The sequence below is a fragment of the Saprospira grandis DSM 2844 genome, from assembly GCF_000275825.1.
Lineage (GTDB): Bacteria > Bacteroidota > Bacteroidia > Chitinophagales > Saprospiraceae > Saprospira > Saprospira grandis_A.
Genome location: NZ_JH719942.1, coordinates 503,600 through 530,147, shown reverse-complemented (window position 1 = coordinate 530,147; position 26,548 = coordinate 503,600). Strand labels below are relative to the sequence as shown.

The 26,548-nt window shown below is 44.3% G+C and carries 25 protein-coding genes; 23 read left to right on the top strand and 2 right to left on the bottom strand.

From position 1 onward, the window contains the following. Positions 1–228: 228 nt before the first annotated feature. Complete coding sequence (locus SAPGRDRAFT_RS02590) at positions 229–1,344, top strand: AAA family ATPase (RefSeq protein ID WP_002656962.1); 1,116 nt, start codon at positions 229–231, stop codon at positions 1,342–1,344. 2 nt (positions 1,345–1,346) lie between these two features. Next, the gene (locus SAPGRDRAFT_RS02585) at positions 1,347–2,033 is read left to right on the top strand and encodes a hypothetical protein (protein WP_002656961.1); all 687 of its coding nucleotides are present in this window, start codon (positions 1,347–1,349) and stop codon (positions 2,031–2,033) included. Between the two features lie 20 nt (positions 2,034–2,053). Here SAPGRDRAFT_RS02585 and SAPGRDRAFT_RS02580 read toward each other — a convergent pair whose 3' ends face one another. After that, positions 2,054–2,647, bottom strand: a complete 594-nt coding sequence (locus tag SAPGRDRAFT_RS02580) for an START domain-containing protein (protein WP_002656959.1) — start codon at positions 2,645–2,647, stop codon at positions 2,054–2,056. 764 nt (positions 2,648–3,411) lie between these two features. Between SAPGRDRAFT_RS02580 and SAPGRDRAFT_RS02575 the strand changes: the two genes are divergently transcribed. The 21 genes from SAPGRDRAFT_RS02575 to SAPGRDRAFT_RS02465 all read left to right on the top strand — a co-directional run bounded on the left by SAPGRDRAFT_RS02575 (position 3,412) and on the right by SAPGRDRAFT_RS02465 (position 25,013). Beyond that, the gene (locus tag SAPGRDRAFT_RS02575) at positions 3,412–3,975 is read left to right on the top strand and encodes a TetR/AcrR family transcriptional regulator (RefSeq protein ID WP_002656956.1); all 564 of its coding nucleotides are present in this window, start codon (positions 3,412–3,414) and stop codon (positions 3,973–3,975) included. Positions 3,976–4,044: 69 nt separating this feature from the next. Beyond that, complete coding sequence (locus SAPGRDRAFT_RS23355; RefSeq protein ID WP_037349759.1) at positions 4,045–4,329, top strand: transposase; 285 nt, start codon at positions 4,045–4,047, stop codon at positions 4,327–4,329. Positions 4,330–4,578: 249 nt separating this feature from the next. Then, positions 4,579–4,860, top strand: a complete 282-nt coding sequence (locus tag SAPGRDRAFT_RS23350; protein WP_253271247.1) for a transposase — start codon at positions 4,579–4,581, stop codon at positions 4,858–4,860. Between the two features lie 131 nt (positions 4,861–4,991). Then, entirely contained in the window at positions 4,992–6,095 is a 1,104-nt protein-coding gene (locus SAPGRDRAFT_RS02560) for a ferredoxin--NADP reductase (protein ID WP_002656954.1), read from the top strand. A gap of 3 nt (positions 6,096–6,098) precedes the next feature. Next, a complete protein-coding gene (gene holA, locus SAPGRDRAFT_RS02555; RefSeq protein ID WP_002656952.1) occupies positions 6,099–7,169 on the top strand; it encodes a DNA polymerase III subunit delta in 1,071 nt (356 codons plus the stop codon). A 4-nt stretch (positions 7,170–7,173) separates the two neighbouring features. Continuing rightward, positions 7,174–7,791, top strand: coding sequence for a hypothetical protein (locus SAPGRDRAFT_RS02550; protein ID WP_002656949.1), 618 nt, complete (start codon positions 7,174–7,176; stop codon positions 7,789–7,791). A gap of 324 nt (positions 7,792–8,115) precedes the next feature. Continuing rightward, entirely contained in the window at positions 8,116–8,679 is a 564-nt protein-coding gene (locus SAPGRDRAFT_RS02540) for an L-threonylcarbamoyladenylate synthase (RefSeq protein WP_002656948.1), read from the top strand. Positions 8,680–8,750: 71 nt separating this feature from the next. Then, positions 8,751–10,181 (top strand): CCA tRNA nucleotidyltransferase, encoded by a 1,431-nt coding sequence (locus SAPGRDRAFT_RS02535; RefSeq protein ID WP_002656946.1) that lies wholly within the window; start codon positions 8,751–8,753, stop codon positions 10,179–10,181. Between the two features lie 6 nt (positions 10,182–10,187). Beyond that, positions 10,188–10,649 carry a hypothetical protein gene (locus SAPGRDRAFT_RS02530; RefSeq protein WP_002656944.1) on the top strand — a complete coding sequence of 154 codons (462 nt, stop codon included), beginning with the start codon at positions 10,188–10,190 and terminating at the stop codon, positions 10,647–10,649. 411 nt (positions 10,650–11,060) lie between these two features. Next, a complete protein-coding gene (locus SAPGRDRAFT_RS02520) occupies positions 11,061–12,050 on the top strand; it encodes a YHYH protein (RefSeq protein WP_002656942.1) in 990 nt (329 codons plus the stop codon). 73 nt (positions 12,051–12,123) lie between these two features. Continuing rightward, the gene (locus SAPGRDRAFT_RS02515; protein WP_002656940.1) at positions 12,124–12,402 is read left to right on the top strand and encodes a hypothetical protein; all 279 of its coding nucleotides are present in this window, start codon (positions 12,124–12,126) and stop codon (positions 12,400–12,402) included. Positions 12,403–12,501: 99 nt separating this feature from the next. Further along, on the top strand, positions 12,502–14,721 hold the full coding sequence (locus SAPGRDRAFT_RS02510) for a TonB-dependent receptor (RefSeq protein WP_002656939.1): 2,220 nt from the start codon (positions 12,502–12,504) through the stop codon (positions 14,719–14,721). Between the two features lie 235 nt (positions 14,722–14,956). Further along, on the top strand, positions 14,957–15,604 hold the full coding sequence (locus SAPGRDRAFT_RS02505) for a hypothetical protein (RefSeq protein WP_002656937.1): 648 nt from the start codon (positions 14,957–14,959) through the stop codon (positions 15,602–15,604). A 9-nt stretch (positions 15,605–15,613) separates the two neighbouring features. Continuing rightward, on the top strand, positions 15,614–16,708 hold the full coding sequence (locus SAPGRDRAFT_RS02500; protein ID WP_002656935.1) for a YHYH protein: 1,095 nt from the start codon (positions 15,614–15,616) through the stop codon (positions 16,706–16,708). 26 nt (positions 16,709–16,734) lie between these two features. Beyond that, positions 16,735–17,730, top strand: coding sequence for a YHYH protein (locus SAPGRDRAFT_RS02495; protein WP_002656933.1), 996 nt, complete (start codon positions 16,735–16,737; stop codon positions 17,728–17,730). An 86-nt stretch (positions 17,731–17,816) separates the two neighbouring features. After that, complete coding sequence (locus SAPGRDRAFT_RS02490; protein WP_002656932.1) at positions 17,817–18,389, top strand: DUF6702 family protein; 573 nt, start codon at positions 17,817–17,819, stop codon at positions 18,387–18,389. A 55-nt stretch (positions 18,390–18,444) separates the two neighbouring features. Beyond that, the gene (locus SAPGRDRAFT_RS02485) at positions 18,445–19,002 is read left to right on the top strand and encodes an RNA polymerase sigma factor (RefSeq protein ID WP_002656930.1); all 558 of its coding nucleotides are present in this window, start codon (positions 18,445–18,447) and stop codon (positions 19,000–19,002) included. 49 nt (positions 19,003–19,051) lie between these two features. After that, positions 19,052–19,342: a hypothetical protein gene (locus SAPGRDRAFT_RS02480; RefSeq protein ID WP_002656928.1), complete on the top strand. Its 291-nt coding sequence runs from the start codon at positions 19,052–19,054 to the stop codon at positions 19,340–19,342. Then, positions 19,342–19,782 (top strand): hypothetical protein, encoded by a 441-nt coding sequence (locus SAPGRDRAFT_RS02475; protein WP_002656926.1) that lies wholly within the window; start codon positions 19,342–19,344, stop codon positions 19,780–19,782. The genes SAPGRDRAFT_RS02480 and SAPGRDRAFT_RS02475 overlap by 1 nt, the downstream gene beginning before the upstream one ends. Before the next feature lie 666 nt (positions 19,783–20,448). After that, complete coding sequence (locus tag SAPGRDRAFT_RS02470) at positions 20,449–22,209, top strand: site-specific DNA-methyltransferase (protein ID WP_002656924.1); 1,761 nt, start codon at positions 20,449–20,451, stop codon at positions 22,207–22,209. Positions 22,210–22,292: 83 nt separating this feature from the next. After that, on the top strand, positions 22,293–25,013 hold the full coding sequence (locus tag SAPGRDRAFT_RS02465) for a DEAD/DEAH box helicase (RefSeq protein ID WP_002656922.1): 2,721 nt from the start codon (positions 22,293–22,295) through the stop codon (positions 25,011–25,013). Positions 25,014–26,237: 1,224 nt separating this feature from the next. On the opposite strand, the gene SAPGRDRAFT_RS23890 is transcribed toward SAPGRDRAFT_RS02465, so the two are convergent. Then, positions 26,238–26,423, bottom strand: coding sequence for a hypothetical protein (locus SAPGRDRAFT_RS23890; protein WP_081491905.1), 186 nt, complete (start codon positions 26,421–26,423; stop codon positions 26,238–26,240). Between the last annotated feature and the right edge of the window lie 125 nt (positions 26,424–26,548).

Sequence of the window (26,548 nt, the reverse complement as noted above, 5' to 3'; positions counted from 1 at the left end):
TAAGAGCTGTATCTTTGAATTGTCTTTGTGTTTATTTGTTTGGGTTTTTAGGGGAGGCTGTCCTGAATAAGGGCAGCCTCTTTTTTATTTTAAGCCAGAAAAAAGGCCCCGCTAGCAACTGCTAGCGGGGCCTTTTTTAGGATATTTAAGCATTTGTAAAAAAACGCTTATCTTGAGATAAGCAGTTTGACAACATTTTGATTTTGTACAAAATAAATTTAGTATCCTATGTACCTTGATAGTCTAGCTTATCAACATATGCAAGAGGAGTGGTCAATTCAAGATATTCACTTTCTAAAGTTGACACTTTTAGTTGGCATTTCGGGAGTTGGTAAAACGCAGATTCTTCAGGCCATAAATAGCTTGGTCAAGATTAGTAAGGGGGGCAATCAAAATGGATTAGCATGGGATGTCAAATTTCGGAATGAGGGTCAGCACTATCGTTGGACAGGTGAATTTGACTTTTTAGTTGATGAGATAGAGGGCTTAGATTGGCAGACGAGTGCTAAAAAGAAAATGGCTAAATTACTTCGAGAAAAACTCTGGTTAAATGATGAACTAATTACAGAGCGCAAAGGAGAGCAAATATATTTTGAGGGTAAAAAAATGCCCAAGCTCTCTTTTACAGAAAGCCTAATTTCCATTTTTAAGGAAGAAGAAGCGATCCGTCCCGCTTATGAAGGCTTTCAGAAAATTATTTTAAGAGATCACACTAAAGAAGTTGGGATATCTTCTACTGATTATAGAATGGAGGATTACCAAACTGTAGAGGAGTTAAAAGCTGCCGAACTCCCCACAATTGTTAAATTGCACTGGCTATACGAAAAAAATGATGACCTTTTTCAGGATATACAGGAGCAATTTTCTGCAGCCTTTCCTCAGGTAGAAGAGATAAAAACAGGCCGAATGGGAGAACTTAGCTCTTTTTTGGGACGAGTAATTATTTTGTCTATAAAAGAGAAAGGAGTTAATAACTGGATTCCTCAATATCGCATTTCCTCAGGTATGTTGCGCAGCCTGATTCATATTGCAGAGATGTACTTGTTGGAAAAAGGGACAGTGGTACTGATTGATGAATTTGAGAATAGTTTGGGGACTAATTGTATTGATATTCTGACAGAGGATTTGCTGTATAGCCAAGAAAGTATTCAATTTATAGCCACTAGCCATCATCCATACATTATTAATCAGGTGCCCTATGATTATTGGAAGCTAGTACAGCGAAAAGCAGGGACCATTTCAACTATTGATGCTAAAGGATTAAACCTTGGAGATTCAAAACACGAACGTTTTCTTCGTTTAATTAACCTGAAGCAATATCGACAAGGAGTGCAAACAAGCTAATTATGAATTTATACATTATAGTCGAGGGGGCTAAGACAGAAATGAGGGCTTATCCAGAATGGTTGGCTAGGCTACTTCCCGAACTTAGTCGAGTTGATGACTATCAGGAGGTGCAGCATAATAATTATTACCTTTTTTCTGCTGGTGGAATTCCCTCGATCTATAATCATCTTGTACATGCTGCAGAAGATATCACAGAACTCGCAGATCACTACGATTATTTGCTGGTCTGTATAGATAGTGAAGATTTGTCTCTTCTTGATCGAAAAGTTGCACTAGAGAAAGCATTAAAAGAGCGCAATTTTAGTTTGCCTACCAACTGTAAACTAGAAATTATTGTTCATAAACATTGTATAGAAAGCTGGTTCTTAGGAAACCGACGAGTCTGTAGTAGAGCGCCAGAATCAGAACGCTTTAGAGCCTTAAAAGCACATTATGATGTGGGAATAGCAGATCCTGAAAAAATGCCCTTAGCCCCAAATCAAACTGGAACTGTAGCACAGTTTCACGCCTACTACCTAAGAGAGATGCTAAAGGAAAAAAATATGCGCTATACAAAAGCAAATCCTTCTGCAGTCTTGACCACTAGCTATTTTAAAGAGATGAAGAACCGAACTGTAGAAACTAACCATCTAGATAGTTTTCGACAGTTTTTGCTGCTTTGTGAACGATTAAAAAAAGAACTATAAGCTAGGTCACAAAAAAGGCCCTACTCCAATAAAGCCCTAAATTTCGTCATCGTTTTATAAGGCCCCTCAACCACCGATTTTTTGGCCAACCAAGCCGGAATGCTCCCCCCAGCATGAGCCACCAACTGCTGCCGAACAAATAATTTCCCCCGACCCATATCCTTAAAATACCAATGCCCCTGCATCTCCTCAATCCGTATAAAACCCGCCTGTTTGGCCTTCTTCTTTGGGCAACTCCTAAAGTCAATCCGCAACTCTGTCTCCGATAATCGATGTATCTTATAATGCGTCACATTATCCCTATTTTCTATCGGCCAAGGCATATCTACCTGATAATAAACATAGAATTCATCATCAGAAACCCGCTCTAGGTTCTCATTTAATGGGGTTTCATACATCCACTTTTTGCGCATATCTGCCCGCTTAATGGCCGCCTCTACCGCTTCTAAATTGGCCGAAATGTACATTTCGGCTCGACTCTCTTGCATTTCCCAAGCCGCCAATGGCCGACTATAAACAGATATTTCCGATTTTTCTTTGGCCAACTCCCATTGCTGCCCTTGCAAAGGACCAAAAACGAGGAGGAGGAGGGCAAATAAAACTAACTTCTTCATAGACTTTCTTTTTATTAAACAGATGTTTAATTTAAAGCCTCCCCCTATCTAATTCTCCCTTTTTCTGATTTTTTTCTGCCTGATTCCAAAAGACTTAGCCTCGCTATGGCCTTTTCTCCTCAAAAAAGATTTGGCAAATCTAAAAAGCCACCTTATATTTGCAGCGGAGCCAAGAGACACGGGCAGCTCCTACTGAATTCCCCCAGGTCGGAAACGAAGCAAGGGTAGGTGGTTGAGCGCTTGGTGTAGATCGGGCTCCTTTTTTTATGAGAATCATCAATAGACTATATATAAAGCCAGTTTTCTGTAAAGAGGACTGGCTTTTTCTTTTTGGGGCCCGCGGCCGGCTAGGCTCTGCCTAGGTCGGCCGCCGCTATGCTACGGGGCTCACAGGTCTGTTCGGCCCTTCGCTTTTTCGCTTTGCTCAAAAAGCTCGGTCTGGCCTTCGGCCACCCACTCCGCAGCGCTGGGCCATGGCGCCAAGCCCTCTATTTGGTCCAAAAAGGCTTAGGCGGAACTGCGGGGCAGGCCCCCAGGCCTGCTTTTGGCCGCCCGAAGGGCGGCTGGCAACGGCCTAGCGATGTGCAGCCGTGGCCGAAGGCCAGACCGAGCCGCTGAAAGCGGCGAAGGGCCGAGCGAGCAGCGAGCGGCGAAACGTAGCGCCCGCCGCAGGCGGGAGGCCCCAAAAAAACAAAAAAAAATTGCGCAAAACTTGGTAACTTTAGGGCCAGAAAAAAGTTTTTTAGCCGCTACTCCAAAAATATATGGGACGAAAACCAGTCAAAAAAGAACGAATCGATGACCCTAGCCTCAAAGCTAGCTGGATCGAACAACTCTCTACGGTCTATCTCCGCAATGGATTGACCAAATTTACTATGGACGATATTGCCGCAAAATTGGGCATTAGCAAGGCCACTTTGTATAAATATTTTGCCTCTAGAGCCGAAATCCTAGATGCCGTGGTCCGCCTCCGAATTACCGAAATTGAAGCCTTTGAGGACCAATTAAGCGATGATAAAATTACCTTTAGCGAACGCTATTTTGAGGTGATCAAAACGGCCTCGGTTATGCTGGCCGAAATGTCCAATCAGTTTCTCATTGATAGCCGACAGCTTTACCCTGAGCTCTGGGCCAAAATGCGGGATTTTCAAGATCGAGCCCTCTTTGTGGCCGAAGCCTTCTACCGAAAAGGAATCGAGGCCGGTATCATGAACGATATCAATCCTCGTCTGTTGGCCCTAACAGATAAAATGTTCATCCGCTCTGTAGCCGATGAAGCCTTTTTGCAAGAGAGCTTGTTTAAATTTTTTAGTCAGCAGCTAGACTAAGGCAAAAAAAAATGCTGCAAAGCGCTTATTATTGTTGATTACGACAAAAACAAAAAAAGGCTTTGCAACATGGTTGTGAATTTATCAAAAGAATTTATTACGGAAAAAATATTAGCATTTTTTCCCGAAAAAAAATTGGCTCGAAAAACCAAAGCGCCTCTGTGGCAAATTGTTAAAGCGATAATTTATAGGCTTAAAACAGGTTGTCAGTGGAGAGAATTACCGATACAATCTTTTTTTGACGAAGTTCTAATTTGCTGGCAAACAGTATATTACTACTTCAATAGCTGGTCCGAGTCTGGTATTTGGCAAAAAGTGTGGATCCAATTTCTAGCCCATGAAAATCTTGTTTAGATTTATCTAGTATACAGCTTGACGGAAGTCATACCCCAGCGAAAAGAGGGGGCGAAGCTGTGGGTTATCAGGGCCGAAAAAAGTCCAAAACCACAAATGCTCTCTTTCTCACAGATAAAAATGGGCTGCCAATCGCTATGTCTCCGCCTTTTGCGGGAAACCATAATGATTTGTTTGAAATCGAGAGTCATTTCCAAAAAATAGCTTGCCGATCTGCAGCTTTCAGACATCTCTCCTGATGGTTTATTTATGAATGCTGATGCAGGGTTTGATAGCAAAAAACTTAGAGAAAACTGCCAAAAAATGGGCATTATCCCTAATATTGACCACAACAAAAGAAATAGAAAAAAAGCTTATTATCAAGATATTATAGATGAGGAACTTTACAAAGAACGCTTTTCTGTTGAGCGAACTAACGCATGGATTGACGCATTCAAAATTTTACTCATTCGTTTTGAAAGAAAAGCCGACAACTGGGCGAGTCTACACTATTTAGCCTTTATACTTATTTTCCTAAAACGAAATTTTTAAACAAACTCAGAGTATGATATCTCTTTGCAAGCCGCCTTTGATAATTATTTTTTGATGAAAAGCCGAGGTATTTTTAAGCAGAGCTATCTGCAAAAAAATGCAAGGGAGCAAGAAGAACAATAAGCTTTTTTATGGATGCAGCCCATCAGTTTTATACGCTTACACTAAAAGAAGTCATTTCGCTATCTAACGATACCGTAAAGCTCGTTTTTGATATTCCTCAAGCGCTCAAGGAGCCGTTTAGCTATCTTGCGGGCCAATATGTTACGCTTCGTTTTGTCCTCAATGGCCAAGAAGAACGCCGAGCCTATTCGCTCTGCTCTAGCCCTGCCCTAGACCAAGATTTGGCCGTGGCCGTCAAAAGAGTGCCCAAGGGCCTAGTCTCTAATCATATTAACGATCAGCTTAAGGCAGGAGACCAAATTGAGGTCATGCCCCCAGAAGGCCATTTTGTGGCCCAGCCCCAAGCCGATGAGAAGAAAGATTATTTCCTTTTTGGGGGCGGAAGCGGACTGACGCCGCTCTTGTCTATCTTGAAATCAGTGATTGAGCTGGCCCCAAAAAGTCGGGTTTTTCTCTATTACCAAAACAGAACAGAAGATAGCATTTTGTTTAGAGAAGAGCTAGACCGCCTAGAAAAACGCTATGCTGGCCAATTGCTCGTGAAACATATCCTGAGCCAACCCAAAACCGAAACCTCTGGTGGTTTTATGGGCCTATTTGCCAAAAAGAACAGAAGCTGGAAGGGCGAACAGGGCCGAATTGACGCCAAAAAGGCCAGCCGCTTTATCAAGCAGCATCAGGCAGAGGATGGTCGCCCCAAAGCGCTTTATCTTTGTGGACCCGCCGGACTGATGGATGCCGCCCAAAAAGCAGGCGAAAACTTGGGTGTCGACCAAATCCACAGAGAATGGTTCAATGCCGATGAAGCCCCAAAAAATGAGGTGAATGCTCAAGCCAATGCCAAGGTCTATGCCCGCATCGATGGGGAAGACTTTGAGGTTGTTTTGCAAAAGAAAGAATCTATCTTAGACGGTTTGCGTAGGGTAGGGGCCGATGCGCCTTTTTCTTGTATGTCTGGCGCCTGCTCTAGCTGTATGGCCAAAATAGAAGAAGGAAGCGTAGAGATGGAACGCTGTCTGGCCCTAGATGAGGAGGAGGTCGCCCAAGGCTTTATCCTCAGCTGCCAGTCTAAGCCCACTACGCCTATTGTCCGTATCAACTTTGATGTCTAATTTATGGCTAGCCCCAAAGAAATTATCCGAGATGTTAAGCAGGGGAAAATCGCCCCGATCTACTTCTTGCATGGCGAGGAGGAGTTTTATATTGATGAAATTGCCGACTTTATTGAGGCCAATACGCTTTCTGAGGACCAAAAAGCCTTCAATCAAACGATTTTGTATGGCAAGGATACCGACTTTAAGCAGGTTCTAGATGCCGCCCGCCGTTACCCTATGCTGGCCGAACGGCAGTTGGTGGTCCTTAAGGAGGCCCAAAGTATGCGCAGTTTGGACCAACTAGAGGCTTATGTCAAAAACCCCTTGCCCACTACGCTTTTGCTTATTTTACATAAGCACAAAAAACTCGATAGCCGCAAAAAGCTAGGCAAAAGCCTCAAAGTGGCCGAAAAAGCGGGCAAGGCGGTCCTTTTTGAAAGCAAAAAGCCCTATGAAAATGAGCTGCCCAATTGGATCCGCAATTACCTCAAGGACAAAGGCGCCCAAATAGAAGAAGAGGCGGGCCTCTTGCTGGCCGAATATCTGGGCAACGATCTGAGCAAGATCGCCAATGAACTCGAAAAGTTGCTGATTAACCACCCTAAGGGCCAATTAATCGGAAAGGCAGAAATTGAGAAAAATATTGGCATTAGCAAGGATTATAATGTCTTTGAACTACAATCGGCCCTGGCCCAAAAAGATGCCCTCAAGGCCCAGCGAATTGTCAAGTATTATCAGGCCAATCCCAAAGCGGGCCCCCTGCCCATGCTCACGGGCGTGCTCTACAATTTCTTTAGTAAGGCCTATATTTGCCGCTTCCTGAGCAACCTAGATGATGTCAGTATTGCTGGGGCCATTGGCCAAAGAGCCTATGGCCGCCCAGGCCAAAAAACAAAACGCTTTGCCGATTATCGCCATGTGCAAAAAAATTATGCGCTGCCTCATCTAGAGGAAGTTATCGCCCTGCTCAAAATCTATGACCTCCGCTCTAAAGGGGTGGGCTGGCCACAAGTGGGCGATTTTTTCAATGAACAAACTGAGTCGGGCCAACTCCTACAAGAGCTGGTCTCCCGAATTTTACAAATTGATTAAGCCTATGAATAAGTACGAATCACTCCAACAGGCCGCCCAGGCCTATTTTGCCCAAAACCCTGAGGCAAAACAAGAAAAAGTTATCCTCCTTTGGCGAGAAGAAGGCGGCGCCAGCCTTTCTTATTATGGCGGTCAAGCCAGCCAGTTAACGGATTGGCCCGAACGCCAAGGCCAGCCGATGCAGCATGTTTTGCGCCTAGATTTGCGGCAGCTGCCCAACCCCCCAGCCGATTTTCTCTCTCTTTTTGTGGCGAATCCAGAAGATAATGAGGCTTTTTTACCCTTCAATGACTCTAGCCAGCTCCATTTCCATACTGGCCAAGCCGCTATGCCCAACACGCCGCCTATTGCGCCCCTTTCTACTCAAATGATACAGCAAAAAGCCCTAATGCTCCCTAGCGAAATTTTTGGCTGGGAAGCGCCCAATGAAGCCCTAAAGGCCATCCGCCAACAACTGTTCAATTGCGCTTACCTGGGCGGCCAACCACTCTGGCTCCAAAGCGATGAACATCATGGCCCCTTTATTGGCCAATTTGATGAGCGACTGGCGCCAGAGCTTAACCTCGGCGACTCAGGCGTCATGTATCTCTTTGAAGATACCGCCTTCTGGCAATGCTACTAAACATTTTTCGCCAGCTTTTCTTGAGAAGGGCTGGCTTTTCTTTTTTTGGGGCTGCCCCGCCCTGCGGGCGGGTCGGGCTGTGTCGGGCTCGCAGGTCTGCTCGGCCCATCGGCAGCTTTGCTGCCTCGGTCTGGCCTGCGGCCACCCTTTCCATCCCTCAGCCTGCGGCGGCTTCGCCGCCTGTCCCATCCAAATGGACCAAAATTAAATGCGGTAAAACGCATTAATCCTATTACTTTTGTGCGGAACATCTGGGGGAACTAAAGTATAGCTTTTTGCCCCCTTGCTTAAGGACCAAAATTTAAGACCTAATATAACTACAGAATGAAAGACGAAAAAGCAGCAATTTTAGCCTGTCTGCAAAAGGGAGGGAGCCTGCTCTATCCTACAGACACCATCTGGGGCCTGGGCTGCGATGCCCATAATGTAGCCGCCGTCCAGCAGTTGTATGCCCTCAAAGGCCGCCCCACAGAAAAGTCACTGATTCTCCTCGTCTCCGATATCGAGATGCTGAAGCAATACGTTTTTCCCATTCCCCCAAAGGCCGCTAAGCTCATTAGCTTTCATGAACGCCCGCTCACCATTATTTACGATCAACCCAAAAAATTGCCCAAAGAACTCTTGGCCGCCGATGGCAGCATCGCTATCCGCGTCTGCCAATCTGCTTTTTGCCAAGATTTTATCCGCACCTTTGGCCGAGCCGTGGTCTCTACCTCTGCCAATTATAGCGGCCAAGCTAGCCCAGCCCATTTTGGCGAAATTGACCCCAGCCTCATAGAAAAAGTAGATTATGTTTGTGAGTACGGCCAAGATGATCGCCAAGAAGTGGCCCCCTCCACCATTGTCCGTATTGGCCCCAAGGAAGAATTGGAGTTTATTCGACCCTAATTGGGGAGGACGCTTAATTTTGCTATCTTTGCGCCTTCTAATCTTTTTGAAAACATAGTTTGCACCTTCCTATGCAATTTGAGATGACGGCCCAAGAGGAGGCCTTGTTTAAGACTATAGCCCAAGCGGCTCAGAAGCTGGGCTTTCCTACTTATGTGATTGGCGGATATGTCCGCGACCGCCTATTGGCCCGCTCGACTAAGGGGAAGGACCTCGACCTCGTCTGTGTTGGTAGCGGTATCGAATTGGCCAAGGCCATTGCCAAAAGCCTAAAGCCACAACCTAAGGTGGTCACTTATGCCCGCTTTGGTACAGCCGCCTTGCATCATAAGGATTGGGAAATTGAGCTGGTCGGCGCCCGAAAGGAGTCTTACCGCCCCGAATCTCGCAAACCCATTGTAGAGGATGGCAGCCTAGAAGATGACCAAAATCGCCGCGATTTCACCATCAATGCCCTAGCCATTTCGCTCAATGAAGCCGATTTTGGGCAGTTGCTAGATCCCTTTGGCGGCCTCGCCGATCTAGAGGCAAAATGTATTCGCACTCCACTCGCTCCAGAAACCACCTTTTCTGATGACCCGCTCCGCATGATGCGGGCCATCCGCTTTGCTAGTCAGTTGGGCTTCGAGATTGAGGAGAAGACCTTCGCCGCTATTCAGTCTGAGCGGGAACGCATTCATATTATTTCTCAAGAGCGCATCAGCACAGAACTCAATAAGATTATGCTTTCGAGCAAGCCTTCTTTGGGCCTTAGCCTGCTGTTTAAATCTGGCCTGCTCGAGCTGATTTTCCCTGAGCTCTATGCCATGCATGGGGTAGATGAAAAAGAAGGGGTCCGCCATAAGGATAATTTTTGGCACACGCTAAAGGTGGTTGATAATATGGCGGAAAAGAGCGATGATCTTTGGATGCGCTGGTCGGCTCTCTTGCACGATATAGCCAAACCCCTCACCAAGCGCTATTTTAAGGGGCAAGGCTGGAGCTTTCATGGGCATGAGGCTGTAGGCGGCAAATTGGTCCCCAAAATATTTAAGCGTTTTAAGCTGCCATTGGACCAAAAAATGAAGAAGGTTCAAAAAATCGTGAGTATGCACCAACGCCCTATTCTGCTCACACAGGACCGAGAAAATATTACCGATTCTGCCATTCGCCGCCTTCTCTTTGAGGCCGGAGAGGATCTAGAGGACCTCCTCTTGATGTGTGAGGCCGATAGCACCACCGCCAACCCCAAAAAATTGGCCCGCTATGCCGACAACCTCATTTTTCTGCGCCAACGCCTACAAGAGGTAGAAGAAAAAGACCATCTCCGCCAATGGCAACCTCCTATTTCTGGAGAGGAAATTATGGAGACCTTTCAGATTAAGCCCTCTAGAACGGTGGGCCAGCTCAAAAATGCCATCCGCGAGGCGATCCTCGATGGTTTGATTGCCAATGAATATGAGGCCGCCCGCAATTTTATGCTAGCGCAGGCCGCCGCGATGGACCTCTTTCCCAAAAAATAGTCTGCCATGAATCAACTTCAAGTTAAACATTTTTCTACCTATACTCGACTAGAAGACCGGGATATCCGCACGGTGGTGGTCCTAGAAGACGAGTCGATTTGGTGGTATGCCCCGGGTTATCCCTGGCAGCCTTCTTCCAATGATGGTCTGCCCAAAGATTATAAAATTGCTCATTTTGTGGCTTACAGCCGCTCTGCTCGAGATGGCAGCCGTTATGTGGCCGTCCTAGAAGACCAATCGATCTGGTGGTTTGTTCCGGGTCATCCTTGGCAGCCTTCTTCCAGCAAAGGCCTGCCTGACAATTATAAAATTGATGATTTTCAGGCTTTTATGCAGGGGCAACAGACGGTCTATATGCTTCGGTTGCAAGACCAAACGATCTGGATGTTTACTCCCGAAAGCAGTTGGCAGCCGCTTCCTCTCAATGGTTTGCCATTAAAGGGAAACACTCAAAATTTGCAGCAATAGCTATAAAGCCTCCTGTTTAGGGGGCTTTTTTTGTGTTTGGGTTAATTATGGGGAATAAAAAACAAAAGCCAAACTGCCGAAGAAAAAAGCTAAAAGAAAAAAAAATGGATGAGCAGGCCTAGCGATGCGGCGGGGTGGCCGTCAGGCCAGACCGAGGCAGCGAAGCTGGCGAAGGGCCGAGCAGACCTGCGAGCCCCAAAGCGTAGCGCCTGCCGCAGGCAGGAGGCCCCAAAAAATGAGTATAGAGAAGAAAGATTTGGGCGAATAAAAAACACGCATTGTAGGTATGTGCTTTGGGGGGATTTTTTAGCGGCGAAATTAAAAAAAAAAAAACAACCAAAGGGCGAAGGATTATATGGGGAGGAGGGTCTAAAGGGGTATTAAATGTAAGAATACCAAAAAGAGATGATTATGAACAGATCCTTCAAAATGGCTTCCTTTTTATTTTTGGGCTTAGCAGTAGCCACTTCGGCTTGTAAAAAGGATGAGGAAGATATTTCGGGCAGTGAAGAAACAGTAGTGAGTGTAGAGGCTAGTTATTTTACGGCGGCGAATACGAACACCACAATAACGATTGTACCTTGTACGCTTTCTGATGGGACAGAAACGGATTGTTATGAGATTGTAACGACGAGTATGCCTACAGATCATCAGATGGGCCCTTGGTGTCCGGACAACATTAGCGATGATGCATCTGCTGGAGGGATTTGGTTAGAGGGGGGAGTAGTTTATGATGTAGATGGCGCCTTTGTACAGAACATGGCTAGTTTTTATAATGATACAACCTGGCAGATGTATGATGCCAATGGGGATATTTACACAACAGACACAGAGCAAGAATGTATAGATGCGGCCAATCCTAATGTTGGGGCGACATATGAAAACTTCTGTGTAGAGTGTATTCCTTCTTACATTGCTACGGTTAGTCAGACATGGACCATTCCGGTGACTCCCGTTCTTCAGGAAGTTGCTGTAGATTTTATGACGGCGGGGCAGCCTGGGCCTCCTCCGGGCCAAAGTACAATTCCTTCAACAAGAGGGTTGGCTTTGAATGGCGTTGAGTTTTCTGCACCTGCTCCGGTAAACAACATTTTGGGGGCTTATACGCTAGCTCCTTTTGATGATGCGGGGGGTCATGTCAATGTTAATCAGGGGTATCATTATCATGCTGCAACAGGGCTGAGTTATGCTGTTGCGCAGGACGATGGTCATGCGGATTTGATTGGTTATGCTATGGATGGTCATGGTATTTATGCTCGATTGGATGCTGATGGTAATGAACCTACAGATTTGGATGATTGCAGAGGGCATTATGATGAAGTAAGAGGTTATCATTATCATGTAGATGCTGCGGGGAACAACAACTTTATCAATTGCTTAAAAGGGGCATATGTAGAATAAATTTCATTGTCGTTTAAACTAATTTAATAGCGTGAGGTCAGAGTTTTAATTTTACACCACAAAATAGAAACTTATGAAAACTCTAATGATGGCTGTTAGCTTTGCTTTTATCGCATTGAATTGTAACGCACAAAGAGGAGAGCGTAAAGCGCCTCCTACTACAGAAGAAGTATTTGAACAAATGGATGCCAACCAAGATGGCTTGCTTGCAGAATCGGAGGTAAAAGGTCCTTTGAAAAAAGGTTTTGCTACAATTGATGCCAACCAGGACGGTTTTATTAGCCCTGAGGAGCTAGAAAACGCTCCCAAACCAGAAAAAAAGAAACGAGCTCGAGGCCGTAGAGAGGATTAGATAACTACAGTCTTGTTTGTTTTTTTAGGGGCAGCCAATTGGGGTTGCCCTTTTTTTTTTATAAAAAAATATCTTGGGGGCTCACTAAACAAAAATCTAATGAAGTTTATTTTTTTTTCCGCTTTATTATTGACCTTCTCTATTAGTTTGCGTGCACAAACCCTAGAAGGGCAGATCCTAGATCAGAGCTCTTCTCCTATTGCTGAGGCGACTGTTATCAACAGGGCCAATCAGCAGCATAGCCACAGTGATTTGCGGGGTAATTTTCAGCTAGAAAAAGTGGCTGTTGGAGATACTTTAGAGTTTCGACATCTTTTATATCGCCCTCAGTTATTGTTGGTGGTCCAAACGGACAGTCCTATTATTGTAAAATTAGATGATTTGGCGGTAGAGCTTGAAGAAGTTGTCATCAACAATAAGGTGAATAGCCTACAGCTCCTTTCTGATATTGATTTGCAGTTGCAGCCCGTAAAATCTTCTCAAGACTTATTAAAAAAAGTGCCTGGTCTTTTTATTGGGCAGCATGCTGGGGGAGGAAAAGCCGAGCAGATATTTCTACGTGGTTTTGACATTGACCACGGCACCGATTTGAGCATCACGGTAGATGATATGCCCGTAAATATGGTCTCTCATGCGCATGGGCAGGGCTATGCAGATTTGCATTTTCTGATTCCTGAAACGGTAGAGCAAATTCAGTTTGAAAAAGGAAGCTACAATGAGCAAAAAGGTAATTTTGCTACAGCTGGCTATGTCAATTTTAAAACAAAAAACTACTTAGAAAACAATCTGATTAAACTAGAAGCTGGCCAATATAATAGTGCCCGTGTTTTGGGGCTTTTTAAATTATTTAATAGCGAAAAGCAATCGGCTTATATCGCTAGCGATTATCAAGCAACTGATGGCTATTTTGAAAGCCCCCAGCACTTTGATCGGCTCAATCTCTTTGCTAAATATAGCCTAAATAGCTCCCCAAATAATCAAATAAATATTACGGCCTCGCATTTTCAAAGTAGTTGGGACGCCTCGGGCCAAATTCCTACACGAGCAGTAGAACAAGGACTCATTAGCCGCTTTGGAGCTATAGATGATACCGAAGGCGGACAAACCAGCCGAACAAATATTCGTTTGGCGCACAAAAAAATTATTGATGCGCATTCTTTGATCAAAACTAGCCTCTATTGGAGCAAGTACGATTTTGAACTCTACTCTAATTTTACCTTCTTCTTAGAAGATAGCATCAATGGCGACCAAATCAAACAGCAAGAAGATCGAAATATCTACGGCCTAAATACAGAGTATAATCGCTTCTTTCATTTTAATCAGTTAGAAGGGGCCCTGATCGCTGGCCTACAACTAAGAGCCGATGAATCTATAGACAATGAACTCTCTCATACGGTCAATCGCCAAACCGTTTTGGAGCAAATCCAATTTGGCGATATCCAAGAAAAAAATGCCGCTGCTTATCTAGGCGCAAAATTAAATATTGGCAAATGGCTGATCCAGCCCAGCTTGCGCCTAGATTATTTTGATTTTGCTTATACCAACCATCTGAGCAGCGAATATGACCATCGCGCTACAACAAAAAGCATTTTGAGCCCAAAACTCAATATCGCTTACCAACAATCCAATCGCTTGCAGCTCTACCTCAAAGGAGGAAAGGGCTTCCACTCCAATGATAGCCGCCTAGTCATTGCCCAAAATTTAGACGAAATTTTACCCGCTACCTATGGCTTCGATCTAGGCTATAACTGGAAAATTAGCCCCAAAATGTTCCTCAATATGGCCTATTGGTACCTCTATATGGAACAAGAGTTTGTCTATGTAGGCGATGCCGGTATTGTAGAACCCTCTGGCCGTAGCCAAAGACAAGGTATAGACCTTAGCTATCGATACCAACCTATTGCTCCCCTCTTTTTTAACCTGGATGCCAATTATACCCACGCCCGAAGTATAGAGGAGGAAATCGGCCAAGATTATATCCCCCTAGCAGCAGATTTCACCCTCCAAGCTGGCCTGAATTATAAACACCCTAGCGGACTTTATGGGAGCCTCAACCTAAGACATATCAATGACCGCCCCGCCAATGAAGATAATTCTATCGTAGCAGAAGGATACACGCTTGTCGATGCCAACCTAGGCTATGGATATAAACAATTTGATTTTGCTGTGCAGGTTCAAAACCTCTTTAATACAGCATGGAACGAAACACAGTTTGCCACCGAATCTCGCCTTTTTAATGAAAGCGAATCGGTAGAGGAAATTCACTTTACGCCCGGAACTCCTTTTTTCCTCAAGGCAGTCATGCAATATAAGTTCTAGAATTTGGGGCCCGCGGCCGCCCCAAAAAGGGCGGGCGGCCGCCGCTATGCTGCGGGGCTCACTGTTCGTTCGGCCCTTCAGGCTACACTTCGTTTCGCCTTCGGTCTGGCCTGACGGCCACCCGCTCCGCAGCGCTGGGCCAAGAAAACCCCAACCAATAGGAGAGGGGCAAACCCCAAAAATATCTTGAATAATTAGCTTCTAAGCATTGATCACCACTATAAAATTATACAGCATGAAAAAGATCATTCAATATAGCCTATTGCTCCTCTTCCTTTGCTCCACAACAGGGCTCTGGGCCCACCAACCCAATTTGTCCTCCACCATCTTAATGGAAAAAGAAAACGGACAGTGGATTGTCCAAATCCGAGCCTCCCTTACCGCCTTCGAATATGAAGTAGCTGCACGCTTTGGCCAAGATGCCTATAAAACAGCCGAAGAGTTTAAAGAATTGGTCGTTAAGCAAATAGAACAAAGCCTGTCGGTGAAATTTAATGAGGGCGAAAGCCTTAAACTGAATAAACCCCAAGTTCGCCTAGGACATGAAAGCAGTATTACTTTTGAACTAGAAGGACAACATGACAATATGAACCTTATAGAGGTGAAGAACACTAGCTTTGAACATATCTCCAGAAACCAAGCCGCCCTGATTGTACTAAAAAAAGGCTTCGCCAAAAATCAGTTTATGATGAATAAAGAAAATAATCATCAACTATACCTCAAAGCTGAAGATAATAAATTTGAACCCCTAGACCCTAGCGCAGAAAAACAAACTAATGTCTATGCTCTTGTTCTTGTCTTAGGCATCCTGCTAACTGGAATAGCAATTTTTTTACTCCTTAATAAACAATCTAAAATAGCCCCACCCACGCCAAATCTTTAAAATAAAGCCATGAAAAATCAACTGAAATATGCTTTGCTCCTCCTCCTAAGCCTGCAACTCCTCTGGGCCTGCGGAGATGATGAACCCCTCTGTGAAGATACCCTCTGGTATGAAGATACCGACGCCGACGGACTAGGAAATCCTGCCATCAGCAAAACTGCCTGCGAACAACCAACAGGATACGTAGATAATAGTCTAGATAATGACGATACGAGCCCCTATGTTGTCAATGAAGTAGATGAAACTCTATTCATTACTACAGATGGAAATGTTACGATAAACCGTGTACCCTGTACCTTATCCGACGGCACAGAAACAGAATGTTTTGAAATTGTTTCTAAACATATCCCCACCGATCACCAAATGGGACCCTGGTGCCCAGAACATATTTCTGATGGACCAGAAGATGGAGGCCTCTGGATGGATAATGGCGTCCTCTACGATGTAGATGGACCCTTTATTGAAAATCTAGCCGTATTTTATAATGATACAAGCTGGAAAATGCATGACGCTAACGGAAATGTCTACCGCTTCACTACTCAACAAGAATGCGAACAGGGCGCCGACCCCAATATTGAAGACCAATATATGAATATGTGCGCCCAATGCCTACCCTCTTGGGTAAACGCTCAAGAAAGCTATCTCATCCCCGTTCGACCAACTATTCAAGCTAATTCTACCACACTTGGCGATGGACCAACTCTTGACCAAGCTGGCGTGAGTTATGGCCCCCTAGTTAGAGGACTAGCCTTTAATGGCGTCCGCTTTGACCACCCCGCAGATGTTAATATTATCCTCGCCGGATACCAACTCGCCCCCGTCGATGACGCCGGAGGACATGTCAATAACCGCCTGGGCTACCACTATCACGGAGATATGGGCCTCACTACACGTATCGCTCAAGCAGATGGACACGCCCCCATGATTGGCTACGCCTTAGATGGACACGGACTCTACGCACAATATGATGTCAATGGAAATGAACCTACCGATCTGGACGAATGTCGCGGACATTATGACGAAATTAGAGGCTATCACTACCATGTTATGCCCCTAGAAAATAATGAAATCTTAGAATGCTATCATGGCGCCTGGGCCGAATAATTATCTAACCAAAAAAAATCCTAAGTATGAAAAATCTAATTTATATAGCAGCCATAATAGGCCTTTTTGGCCTCTCCGCTTGCAATAAAACAGATGAAGATTCCCCCACAGAAGATTACCTCATCAAGGAATCACTATTTAACGCAAATTCACTGCTGAGCTTTGAACTCATTACCGCAACCCTAGAAGACGGAACTACCGCCGATTGCTTCCAACTTAGCTTCTCTAGCAACCCCGTAGCTAATGGCCCTTTTTGTGCCGAAACAGTTAATGATGTAGCCGGATTAAGCGTCTATGATGGGGCAACTAACCCCGGCCTCCGCCTCTGGGCAGCCGATTTTCTCAATGATATGGAAGCCGATGGCTACGATATCGTAGACTCTAGCGGCAATGTGAATATCTATGACTTTGTTTCAGGGACTATCAATATGGATCAGTCTAATTGCTTAGATGCTGCACCCAACGATGACCTAGAACTCACCTTCATTATTCCGGCCAACCCTAAATTAGCCGCAACTAATAATGATATCGAAGAAATAGAACTCATCGGCCTCTCTCTAGATGGCGTCCCCATCAATGGTGACCCCCCCTCAGCAATCAATGGACCAGCTATGAATGGCCCAGGTGGAGGAGCAGGCGGTACCGGCGGTACAGCAACAGAAATCAATATCCCTTCTCTAGACCCCTGTGGTGGACATCATGACCCCGCTGGCTACTACCACTGGCATTTTGTCCCTCAAGTAATGAATCAAGTACTTGTAGCCAACGGAATTACCGCTACCTCTTGTACCAAAATTACTCAAACAACTACTACCGAATTAGTAGGCTTTGCCAAAGATGGATTTCCTATCTATGCTTATGCTACTACTCCTACAGATCTAGATGACTGCGGCGGAAGAACAGCCATAACCAACGAATACCCCGATGGCGTCTACCACTATGTAGCTAGCACAACTAGCGCACCCAATGTACCCCAATGCCTAAAGGGCGTGGCCGCCCAAAATGCTTTCCAATATAACTAAATACAGCAAACTAAATATGATTAAACCAAAAAGGGGAAGAGGATCACCTCTTCCCCTTTTTACTCAACCACTAAAGCATTGCCTAAATGAAGTTTATCCTATTCCATCTCCTCCTCACCCTACTCCCTTTCAGCCTTTTTGCCCATAACCCGCTTTCCGCCCGCTATGAGCTAAATCAAGAAGATAATCATTGGACCCTCAATGTTAACCTGAGCCAAAGCGGACTAGAACAAGCACTGCTAAAACAATACAGCAAAGAATCGCTCAATACCAAAACAACCACCCAACTCAAACAACTAATCATAGAATATATTAAACCCCGATTTGTACTAAAGGTCAACGGAGAAAAAATTACCTTAAAAGATGGCGGCCTGCGCCTAGGAAACCACCAAACAGACCTGAAGTTTATCCTCTCAGATCTACCCCAAAATATAAAAGAAGCCACGATCAGTATCCCCGCATTTAAGGAGAATAAACAACATCAAACTATCTTTTTCCACCACTTAAATGGCCAAGCAGAACATCTTGTCCTCTCCACCAATAATGACTACCAAGCAATAATCATTGAAGCCCCTAAAAGTAAGCTAAGCACTTACCTCCTGATCACCCTAGGCGCCCTCGTTTTTATCGCCCTCATTTATTATTTACTCGCTAGATAAGGCTCCTACCACCCTATTCTAGCGCTTTGTTATAAGTATCAAATTATACTAAGCTTTGAATGTTAACGCTGAGGAATTATTAAGCCGTATCGCCGCTGAAGACCGCCAAGCTTTTCAGCAGTTCTACCAGCTCTTTGCAGAAAAGGTCTTTAATACAGCCCTTAGCTATACCCAGAATCTTCAAGATGCCGAGGAAGTTACACAAGATGTTTTTACAAGCATCTATCAAGCCGCCGCCAATTTTAAAGCTAAGGCTGCTGTCAATACTTGGGTCTACCGAATTACAGTCAATAAATCCATCAATTTTATTAAAAAGAAAAAACGATTAACCCTCTTTCAACTAAATTATACCCAAAAAGAACAAACAGACTTTGAACACCCCGCCCTGATTCTCGAAAATAAAGAAAATGCAAAACTGCTCTTTCAGTTTATTGAAAGCTTGGCCAATAAACAAAAAACAGCTTTTATCCTTAGCTTTGTCGAGGATTTACCCCGACAAGAAGTAGCCAATATTATGGGCATCTCCCTAAAAGCCGTAGAATCCCTCCTCCAAAGAGCAAAAAAAAATCTTAGATCCAAACTAGAAAAATCCTACCCCAACCGAAGGATTTAACCCCTTCTGAAGTCTAATAATATATAAAGTCACCCTAAAATTATTTTCTATGAATAACAATAAAGAAGAACAACTAAATAATGTGCTCTACAGCATGAAAGGAGCACCCAAAGCAAAACCGCCAACTCAACTGTTTACCAAAATTGAACAAGAGCTAGCCTCCCAATCAAAAGTTATCCAACTCAAACAGCTTTCTATTGTCGCCGCCGCCCTAGTAGGCCTCCTAATACTAAATCTCTGGACCATCCAAGCCCTTCAACAAAATAGACAACTGTCCACCCAAAAACAAAGCAATAACCCCAATATTAGCCTAATGTCTAATTATAAAATTTATCAATAATGAAGCAGCTACAGTTTTATAAATACCTGAGCTTAGGCCTTCTCCTACTAAATATTTCCCTAATTACCCTTTTCCTATTCTTTAGCCCCCCTCCCCCAAAAGGCCCCCCACGATTAGAAGATACCACCCAAGAACTTAACTTAAGCAATGAACAAGAACAAGCGTTTATTCTACTCGTAAACGAACATCTGCAGCAAATGCAAAAGGTCCACCTCCAAGAACATGACCTGGTTATGAGGTACTTTAGCCCGCTCGTTAGCCAAAATAAAGTAAGCAACCAACAAACTATTATCCAAGATATTGAATCACTCCAATCTCAAAAGGTAGTTGTTACCTACGAACATTTCGAAAAAGTAGAAGCCCTCCTCCATGAAGAACAAAAGAAGTCCTTTAAAAGATGGTTGGCCCATACGCTAAAAGCTATCCTACTAGAAAAATAGAACCCCAAACTTTCTCTTTTAGCCAATTCGCCTAAACGCTAGCCAGATATCCCCCTCCTCTGTAGGGGGCTTTTTTTTGCCTTTTTTTTCCCTTTTTTTTGCCTTTTTTGGGGCCTCCGCCGCGGCTTCGCCTTGCGGCGCTACGTTTCGGGGCTCGCAGGTCTGCTCGGCCCTGCGCGGGCTAAGGCCCGCTTGGTCTGGCGCTTTGCGCCACCCCTACACATCGCTAGGCCGCTCATCTTTTATGTTTTCTTTGGGCCATCTTCTTCGGCGGCCGGGCGGTTTAGGGAATGTGGTTAGGGGCTGGCTGGAATGCAAATCCCCTCGAATGAGGGGATGGCGATTTTTTAGATAGCCTAGGGCCTTGGCCCTAGGGTTGGCCGGAGGCCAAATCGGCCTAGGGGCCTGAAAGGGGGCGGCGCAGCCGCAGACCAAGGAGCCAAAGGCGACGCAGGGCCGAGCAGAGCTGCGAGCCCTGCAAGGGCCCGGCCGCCAAAGGCGGCAGGCCCCAAAAAAATCATCCTGCTGATTATAGCGAAAAAGGCCTAAATCCTGCTTTATCTAAGGCTGAAAAAAGCTCCGAGGGCTTTGGGCTAGCAATTTTTGTTAAAAACCTATATATTGCTTTTCGTAAAGATTCAATCAAACTGTTAAAGCTATAGTAGAATGCCTACATTAAATTGGATAGGAAAGGAAAAGGTGCTTACGCATCATTTGGATGTTCCTTATCGTCCCCTTTCCCTTTCTTATACTTATGGTGCAGCCCAAAGTGCTAATAAGATTATTCATGGCGATAATTTGCTGGCCCTAAAGTCTTTGTTGCCCGCCTATGAAGGCAAAATTAAGTGCATCTATATTGACCCCCCTTATAATACCGGAAACGAAGGCTGGGTCTATAATGATAATGTGAAAGACCCTAAGATCCAGAAGTGGCTGGGCGAGGTGGTCGGTAAAGAAAGTGAAGACCTGAGCCGACATGATAAATGGCTCTGTATGATGTACCCTAGGCTAAAACTATTGCATAAATTGCTGGCAGAGGATGGTATTATCATAATTCATATTGATGAAAATGAATACCATAGTTTTTTATTTCTTTTAGAAGAAATTTTTGGATCTACGAACAGTTTAGGGACAATAGTTTGGGATAAAAAAAACCCAAAAGGAGATACTAAGAGGATATCCTGTCAACATGAAAGTATTCTGCTATACGCTAAAGATGTGCAAAAGTTTGACTTGCTTTTAAAGCAGGATAAAAAGAACGCTTTAAAAATGTTAGCTACGGCAAAGAAGTATTACTCCAAAATTGGACAAACTATTTATCCTGAAGACTTTGTAAAAGTTGCCAAGAAGTATAATATAGATATTAAGGAATATAAGCACCTGAAAAAGAATTATTCATTAGAAGATGCTAATGCTGAATTTCAAGCATGGCTTAAAAAGCAAGATTTTACAGGGGGCGAACTAGCGTATAAATATATAGATAGCTCAGGAGCAGTCTATCGTGGAGTTTCAATGGCTTGGCCAAATAAAAAGCAAGCGCCAGATGAATATTTTATTCCATTAAAACATCCTTTAACTGGAAACGCTTGTCCGGTGCCGGCTAGAGGATGGAGAAATCCGCCACAAACAATGCAGCGGCTATTAGAAGAAGGTCGTATCTTATTTGGGGAAGATCAGTCTACTCAACCTACGAGGAAGTATTTTCTGCATGAAAACATGCAGGAAAATATAAGCTCTATTTTTCGGTATGGAGGGAGTGATGATCAGCTTTTAAAAAATATGAAAATACATTTTAGTACTCCTAAGCCTTGTGCTTTTTCTAAACAGATAATTAAAAACTTATCAGACCCCGACTCCATCATCTTAGATTCTTTTGCGGGTTCGGGGACAACGGCCCAGGCGGTATTAGAGTTAAACAAAGAAGATGGGGGGAATCGTCAGTTTATTTTGATAGAGATGGAGGATTATGCAGAGCAGATCACGGCGGAGCGGGTACGCAGAGTGATAGATGGATATGGAGAAGGGGCTAAAGCCGTAGCGGGTCTGGGAGGAGACTTTGGATTTTATCGTTTGGGGCCGAGCATATTTAAGGAGAGCAATCCCAACTTTTTGAATGAGGATTTGGAGGAAGAGGAATTGCGGAAGTATATATTTTATACGGAGACGGGTTCTTTGAAAGGCTATCGGGAAAGGGGAGCGGAGGCCCCCTACTTTATGGGGACTTATGAAGATCGGGACTATTTCTTTTTTTATGAGAAAGAAGAGAGTTGTCATTTGACCTATAAGTTTTTGGAGCAGATAGAGTTGTCATCAGATGAGATAAGGGGTGTTGTAATTTATGCTGACTTAAGTTTGATTGGAGATGAATTTTTAGCATCGGGGAATATTATCTTTAAGAAGATTCCGAGAGATATAGCTAGAATATAGGGAGGCGGAGTGAACGCAAGCCTTAAAGCCATAGCGAGAAGATACATATTATATAGACAGTGCATTAACAGACAAGAGCAAAGATGGAATTAAAGGAATACCAACAGGAAGTCATTCAAGACCTAAGACGATTTATTGAATGCTGGGAGCAAAAAAAGGATTTAAAATCGGCATTTAAGTTTTTCTGGGAGTCTCAGGGCGTTCAGATGAAGAGCGAGAATATAGTAGACGGGATGCAGGCCTACAAGCCGAACTTGGGTGCGGAGATTCCGCATGTATGTATAAAGGTGCCTACGGCTGGCGGGAAGACTTTTTTAGCTTGTAATGCTTTGGGGGAAATAGCGGAAGCTTTGCCAGCTACGCAGGCTAACCTTGTATTATGGTTAGTGCCCTCCAATACAATTTTAGAGCAAACGCTAAACAACTTAAAGGACCCGGAGCATCCTTATCGGCGGAGATTGAACGTATTATTTAATAATAGAGTCGCTGTTTATAGCAAGGATCAGGTTTTGCAGGGAGCGAGTTTTAATGTGGGCTCGGTACGAGAGCAGTTAAACATCTTGGTGATGAGTTTTGACAGCTTTCGGTCCAGAAAGAAAGTGGATCGTCTCATTTATCGGGAGAATGGAGCCTTGGCTCCTTTCATAGATGTATTGAACAATACGGATTTTCTTTTAGAGGATGAAAAGGTGGACAAATATTCATTGATGAATGTCATCCGCAGTCTTCGTCCTATTTGTATTATAGATGAGAGCCATCGGGCGGAAAGTGATTTGAGTGTAGAAATGTTGCAGAACATGTATCCCTCATTTGTATTGGACTTGACTGCTACGCCTAGAAAGAATAGCAACTTAATCAGTGTAATATCGGCCAGTCGTTTGAAAGACGAGCAGATGATAAAGTTGCCAGTAATTGTCTATAATCATAATAAGCCGCAGGATGTAATCAGTTCGGCTTTAGACATGCGTCATAACTTAGAAGTAACGGCTAGGGAGCAGGCAGATGAGTACATTCGGCCAATTGTTCTTTTTCAGGCAGAGCCAAAGACAAAAAAGGATAGTGAAACTTTTCAGAAGATCAAGGCGAAGTTAATTGCCAAGGGGGTTCCTGCAGAGCAGATTGCCATTAAGACGGCATACATCAATGAATTGAAGTCTGTGGACCTCATGTCTAGAGATTGTGAAATTCGCTATATCATTACGGTAAATGCATTGAAAGAAGGTTGGGATTGTCCTTTTGCCTATATTTTGGCTACGATTGCTAGTAAGTCCTCAAAAACAGATGTAGAGCAGATCTTGGGGCGTGTCTTGCGTCTACCTTATACAAGAGAGCAAAAGAACCCTTTGCTCAATATGGCATATGTCTTTACCTCTTCAAGTAATTTTACGGCTACCTTAGATAATATTGTAGAGGGGTTGAATAAGGCGGGGTTTTCGGATGCCAAGGAACGCTCTGAAATAATCGTTTTAGATGAGCAAGAAGAATTTGTAGAGGGGGTACAGCGTACGATTGATGATGGGGTAGTAAGAGGAGCGATTAGTCAGTTCTTAGATGAGGGGGAACTAGATACTATTCTAGAAAGTAATGCGCCTATTCGAGCCGAATTACAAACTGCAGATCCTGCCCAAAAAGAGAAAGTTAGATCGGCTTTATTGGATAAGTTGACGGAGAAAGCATTAGCAGTACATCAGCAAGATCAGCATAAGCGAATTGCCGAGCGAGAAGAAGACCCATTTCTAAGTAAACAAGAGAGCGGAATGAAAAAAATGATCAATACCACTTCTATTAAGGAAGATTATCGTTCTTATGTGGAGGGCATTCGGTTGCCGCAATTTTTTCAAAAGGCGCCTAAGAAATTGGAGCAGTTATTTTCGAGGGGTAGGGAAGAAACAGGCTATTTATTCTTTGATAAAGAATCATTGAAGGAAGACTTTAAGCTGGCCAAGGCGAGTGTAGACATTAACTTTAATCCTTCAGATAAAGAGATTTATGAAATTGATATCCGAGAGGGAGAGAACAGTCGGGAAGGCAATGTAAAATATAGTCGATTTAGCCCTAACAAGACATCCAGATTTTTAGACTACTTAAATGCGCAAAGCAATAGGGATAAGAAACTAGAGCGAACAGCCGAGGCAATAGTTAGTTCGATGGGGAAGATGCCACCTTATTCAGATCAGGATTTGAAGAAATATGTCTTGAGAGTTTTTGAGGCTGGCGAATTTAAAGGTCAGGAGATCTATGATTTGGCGACCAATATGCAGGCGATTAAGATTATTAAAAATCATATTGATCGTTGTGGTACTTCCTTCGCTCAAAAGGAATTTTACAAAAGGCTAGCGAGTAGAAAGGTGGTAATTCGGCCTTCTTATCAGTTTACCTTAACCAATACCTATACCGCTAAAGGAGAGTCTAATCTAGCCAAGGGGTTGTATACCAAAGAGGAAGATGGGAATAAATTTGAGAATGAGGTAATAGATCGAGTTGCAGCTTTAGATAATGTTGTGTTTTGGCATCGCATACCTAGTCGTAAAGGGTTCTTTATCAATGGCCCCATTAACCATTATCCTGATTTTTTAATCTATACAAAAAATAAAGGGATTGTCCTTGTAGAAACCAAGGGAGAGCATTTATCTGCTACTGAAGATACCAAAGAGAAAGCTCGTTTGGGAGGCCAGTGGGCAAGTTATGCCAATGCTTTAGGAGATGGGTTTCAGTATAACTACTGTATGGTATTTAGAGAAAATACGGCTGTTAAGGGTTCTTATACGGTAAGAGAGTTGATAGAACTTTTGGCTGAGATCTAGGATTTGGGGCCCGCGGCCAGCAAGCTGGCCGCCGCTATGCTGCGGGGCTCACAGGTCTGTTCGGCCCTGCGCGGGCTGCGCCCGCTTGGTCTGGCCTTCGGCCACCCCTGCGCAGCGCTGGGCCGCTCAGCTGTCTTTTTTCTTTGGGTTGTTTTCTTCGGCGGTTGGGCAGTTTTGTACAGGACCCTAGGGCCAAGGCCCTAGGCTAAAGCTAAAGTCGCCCCCTCTGTCGAGGGGGCTTTTTTGTGCTTCGGTTAATGGTTGTTTTAGGGAATGTGGTTAGGGGTTGGCTGGAATATGCTGTAGGTTAAAACCTACAGCCAATTAACGAATGCATGTTAATATAAAATGGAGGGTTGAAACCCTCCATAGATAAACAGCTTCTGGGCGGTTTAAATCATAAATACGGCTGTTATGATGTCCGTTAAAAACTGTAGATATAATAAGGGGGTATATTGAGATGGGAATCAGTTAATTGTATGAGGGTTTCAACCCTCGTACATATATCATTGCGAAGCAATACCGCTGTTGTATGGCTGTAGGTTTCAACCTACAGGCCCATATAGCAGGCGGCGCAGCCGCCGCCAAGCTGTAGGTTTCAACCTACTCAGCTGTCTTTTTTCTTTGGGTTGTTTTCTTCGGCGGTTGGGCAGTTTTGTACAGGACCCTAGGGCCAAGGCCCTAGGCTAAAGCTAAAGTCACCCCCTCTGTCGAGGGGGCTTTTTTGTGCTTCGTTCAATGGTTGTTTTAGGGAATGTGGTTAGGGGTTGGCTGGAATATGCTGTAGGTTAAAACCTACAGGCCCATATAGCAGGCGGCGCAGCCGCCGCCAAGCTGTAGGTTTCAACCTACTCAGCTGTCTTTTTTCTTTGGGTTGTTTTCTTCGGCGGTTGGGCAGTTTTGTACAGGACCCTAGGGCCAAGGCCCTAGGCTAAAGCTAAAGTCACCCCCTCTGTCGAGGGGGCTTTTTTGTGCTTCGTTCAATGGTTGTTTTAGGGAATGTGGTTAGGGGCTGGCTGGAATGCAAATCCCCTCGAATGAGGGGATGGCGATTTTTTTAGATAGCCTAGGGCCTTGGCCCTAGGGTTCCTTTGAATTTTATGGGGGAGGAAAAACAAAACCAAAACTACCAAAGAAAAAAATAACCCTTGTTCAAAGCGGTAGAGGATTTTAATCCTCTCTGCACTATAGATGTAGAATGGGGTTGTTGTATGGCTGCTGGTTTCAACCTGCAGCCACAGCTAGCAGGCGGCGAAGCCGCCGCAAAGGAGCGAAGCGACTTGGCCTAGGGGCCTGAAAGGGTGGCCGCAGGCCAGACCGAAGCCCGAAGGGCTGAAGGGCCGAGCAGACCTGCGAGCCCTGCAAGGGCCCGGCCGCCGCAGGCGGCAGGCCCCAAAAACATCCTTTTATTTGACATCAGCCAATAAATGGCTAGCTTTGGGCCAAAAGAATATGAAAAATATATTCCTACTATTATTTATTATAGGTTCAGTTGGAGCTTTTGCTCAGTCTGAATTGCGCCCTTTGAGTATGTT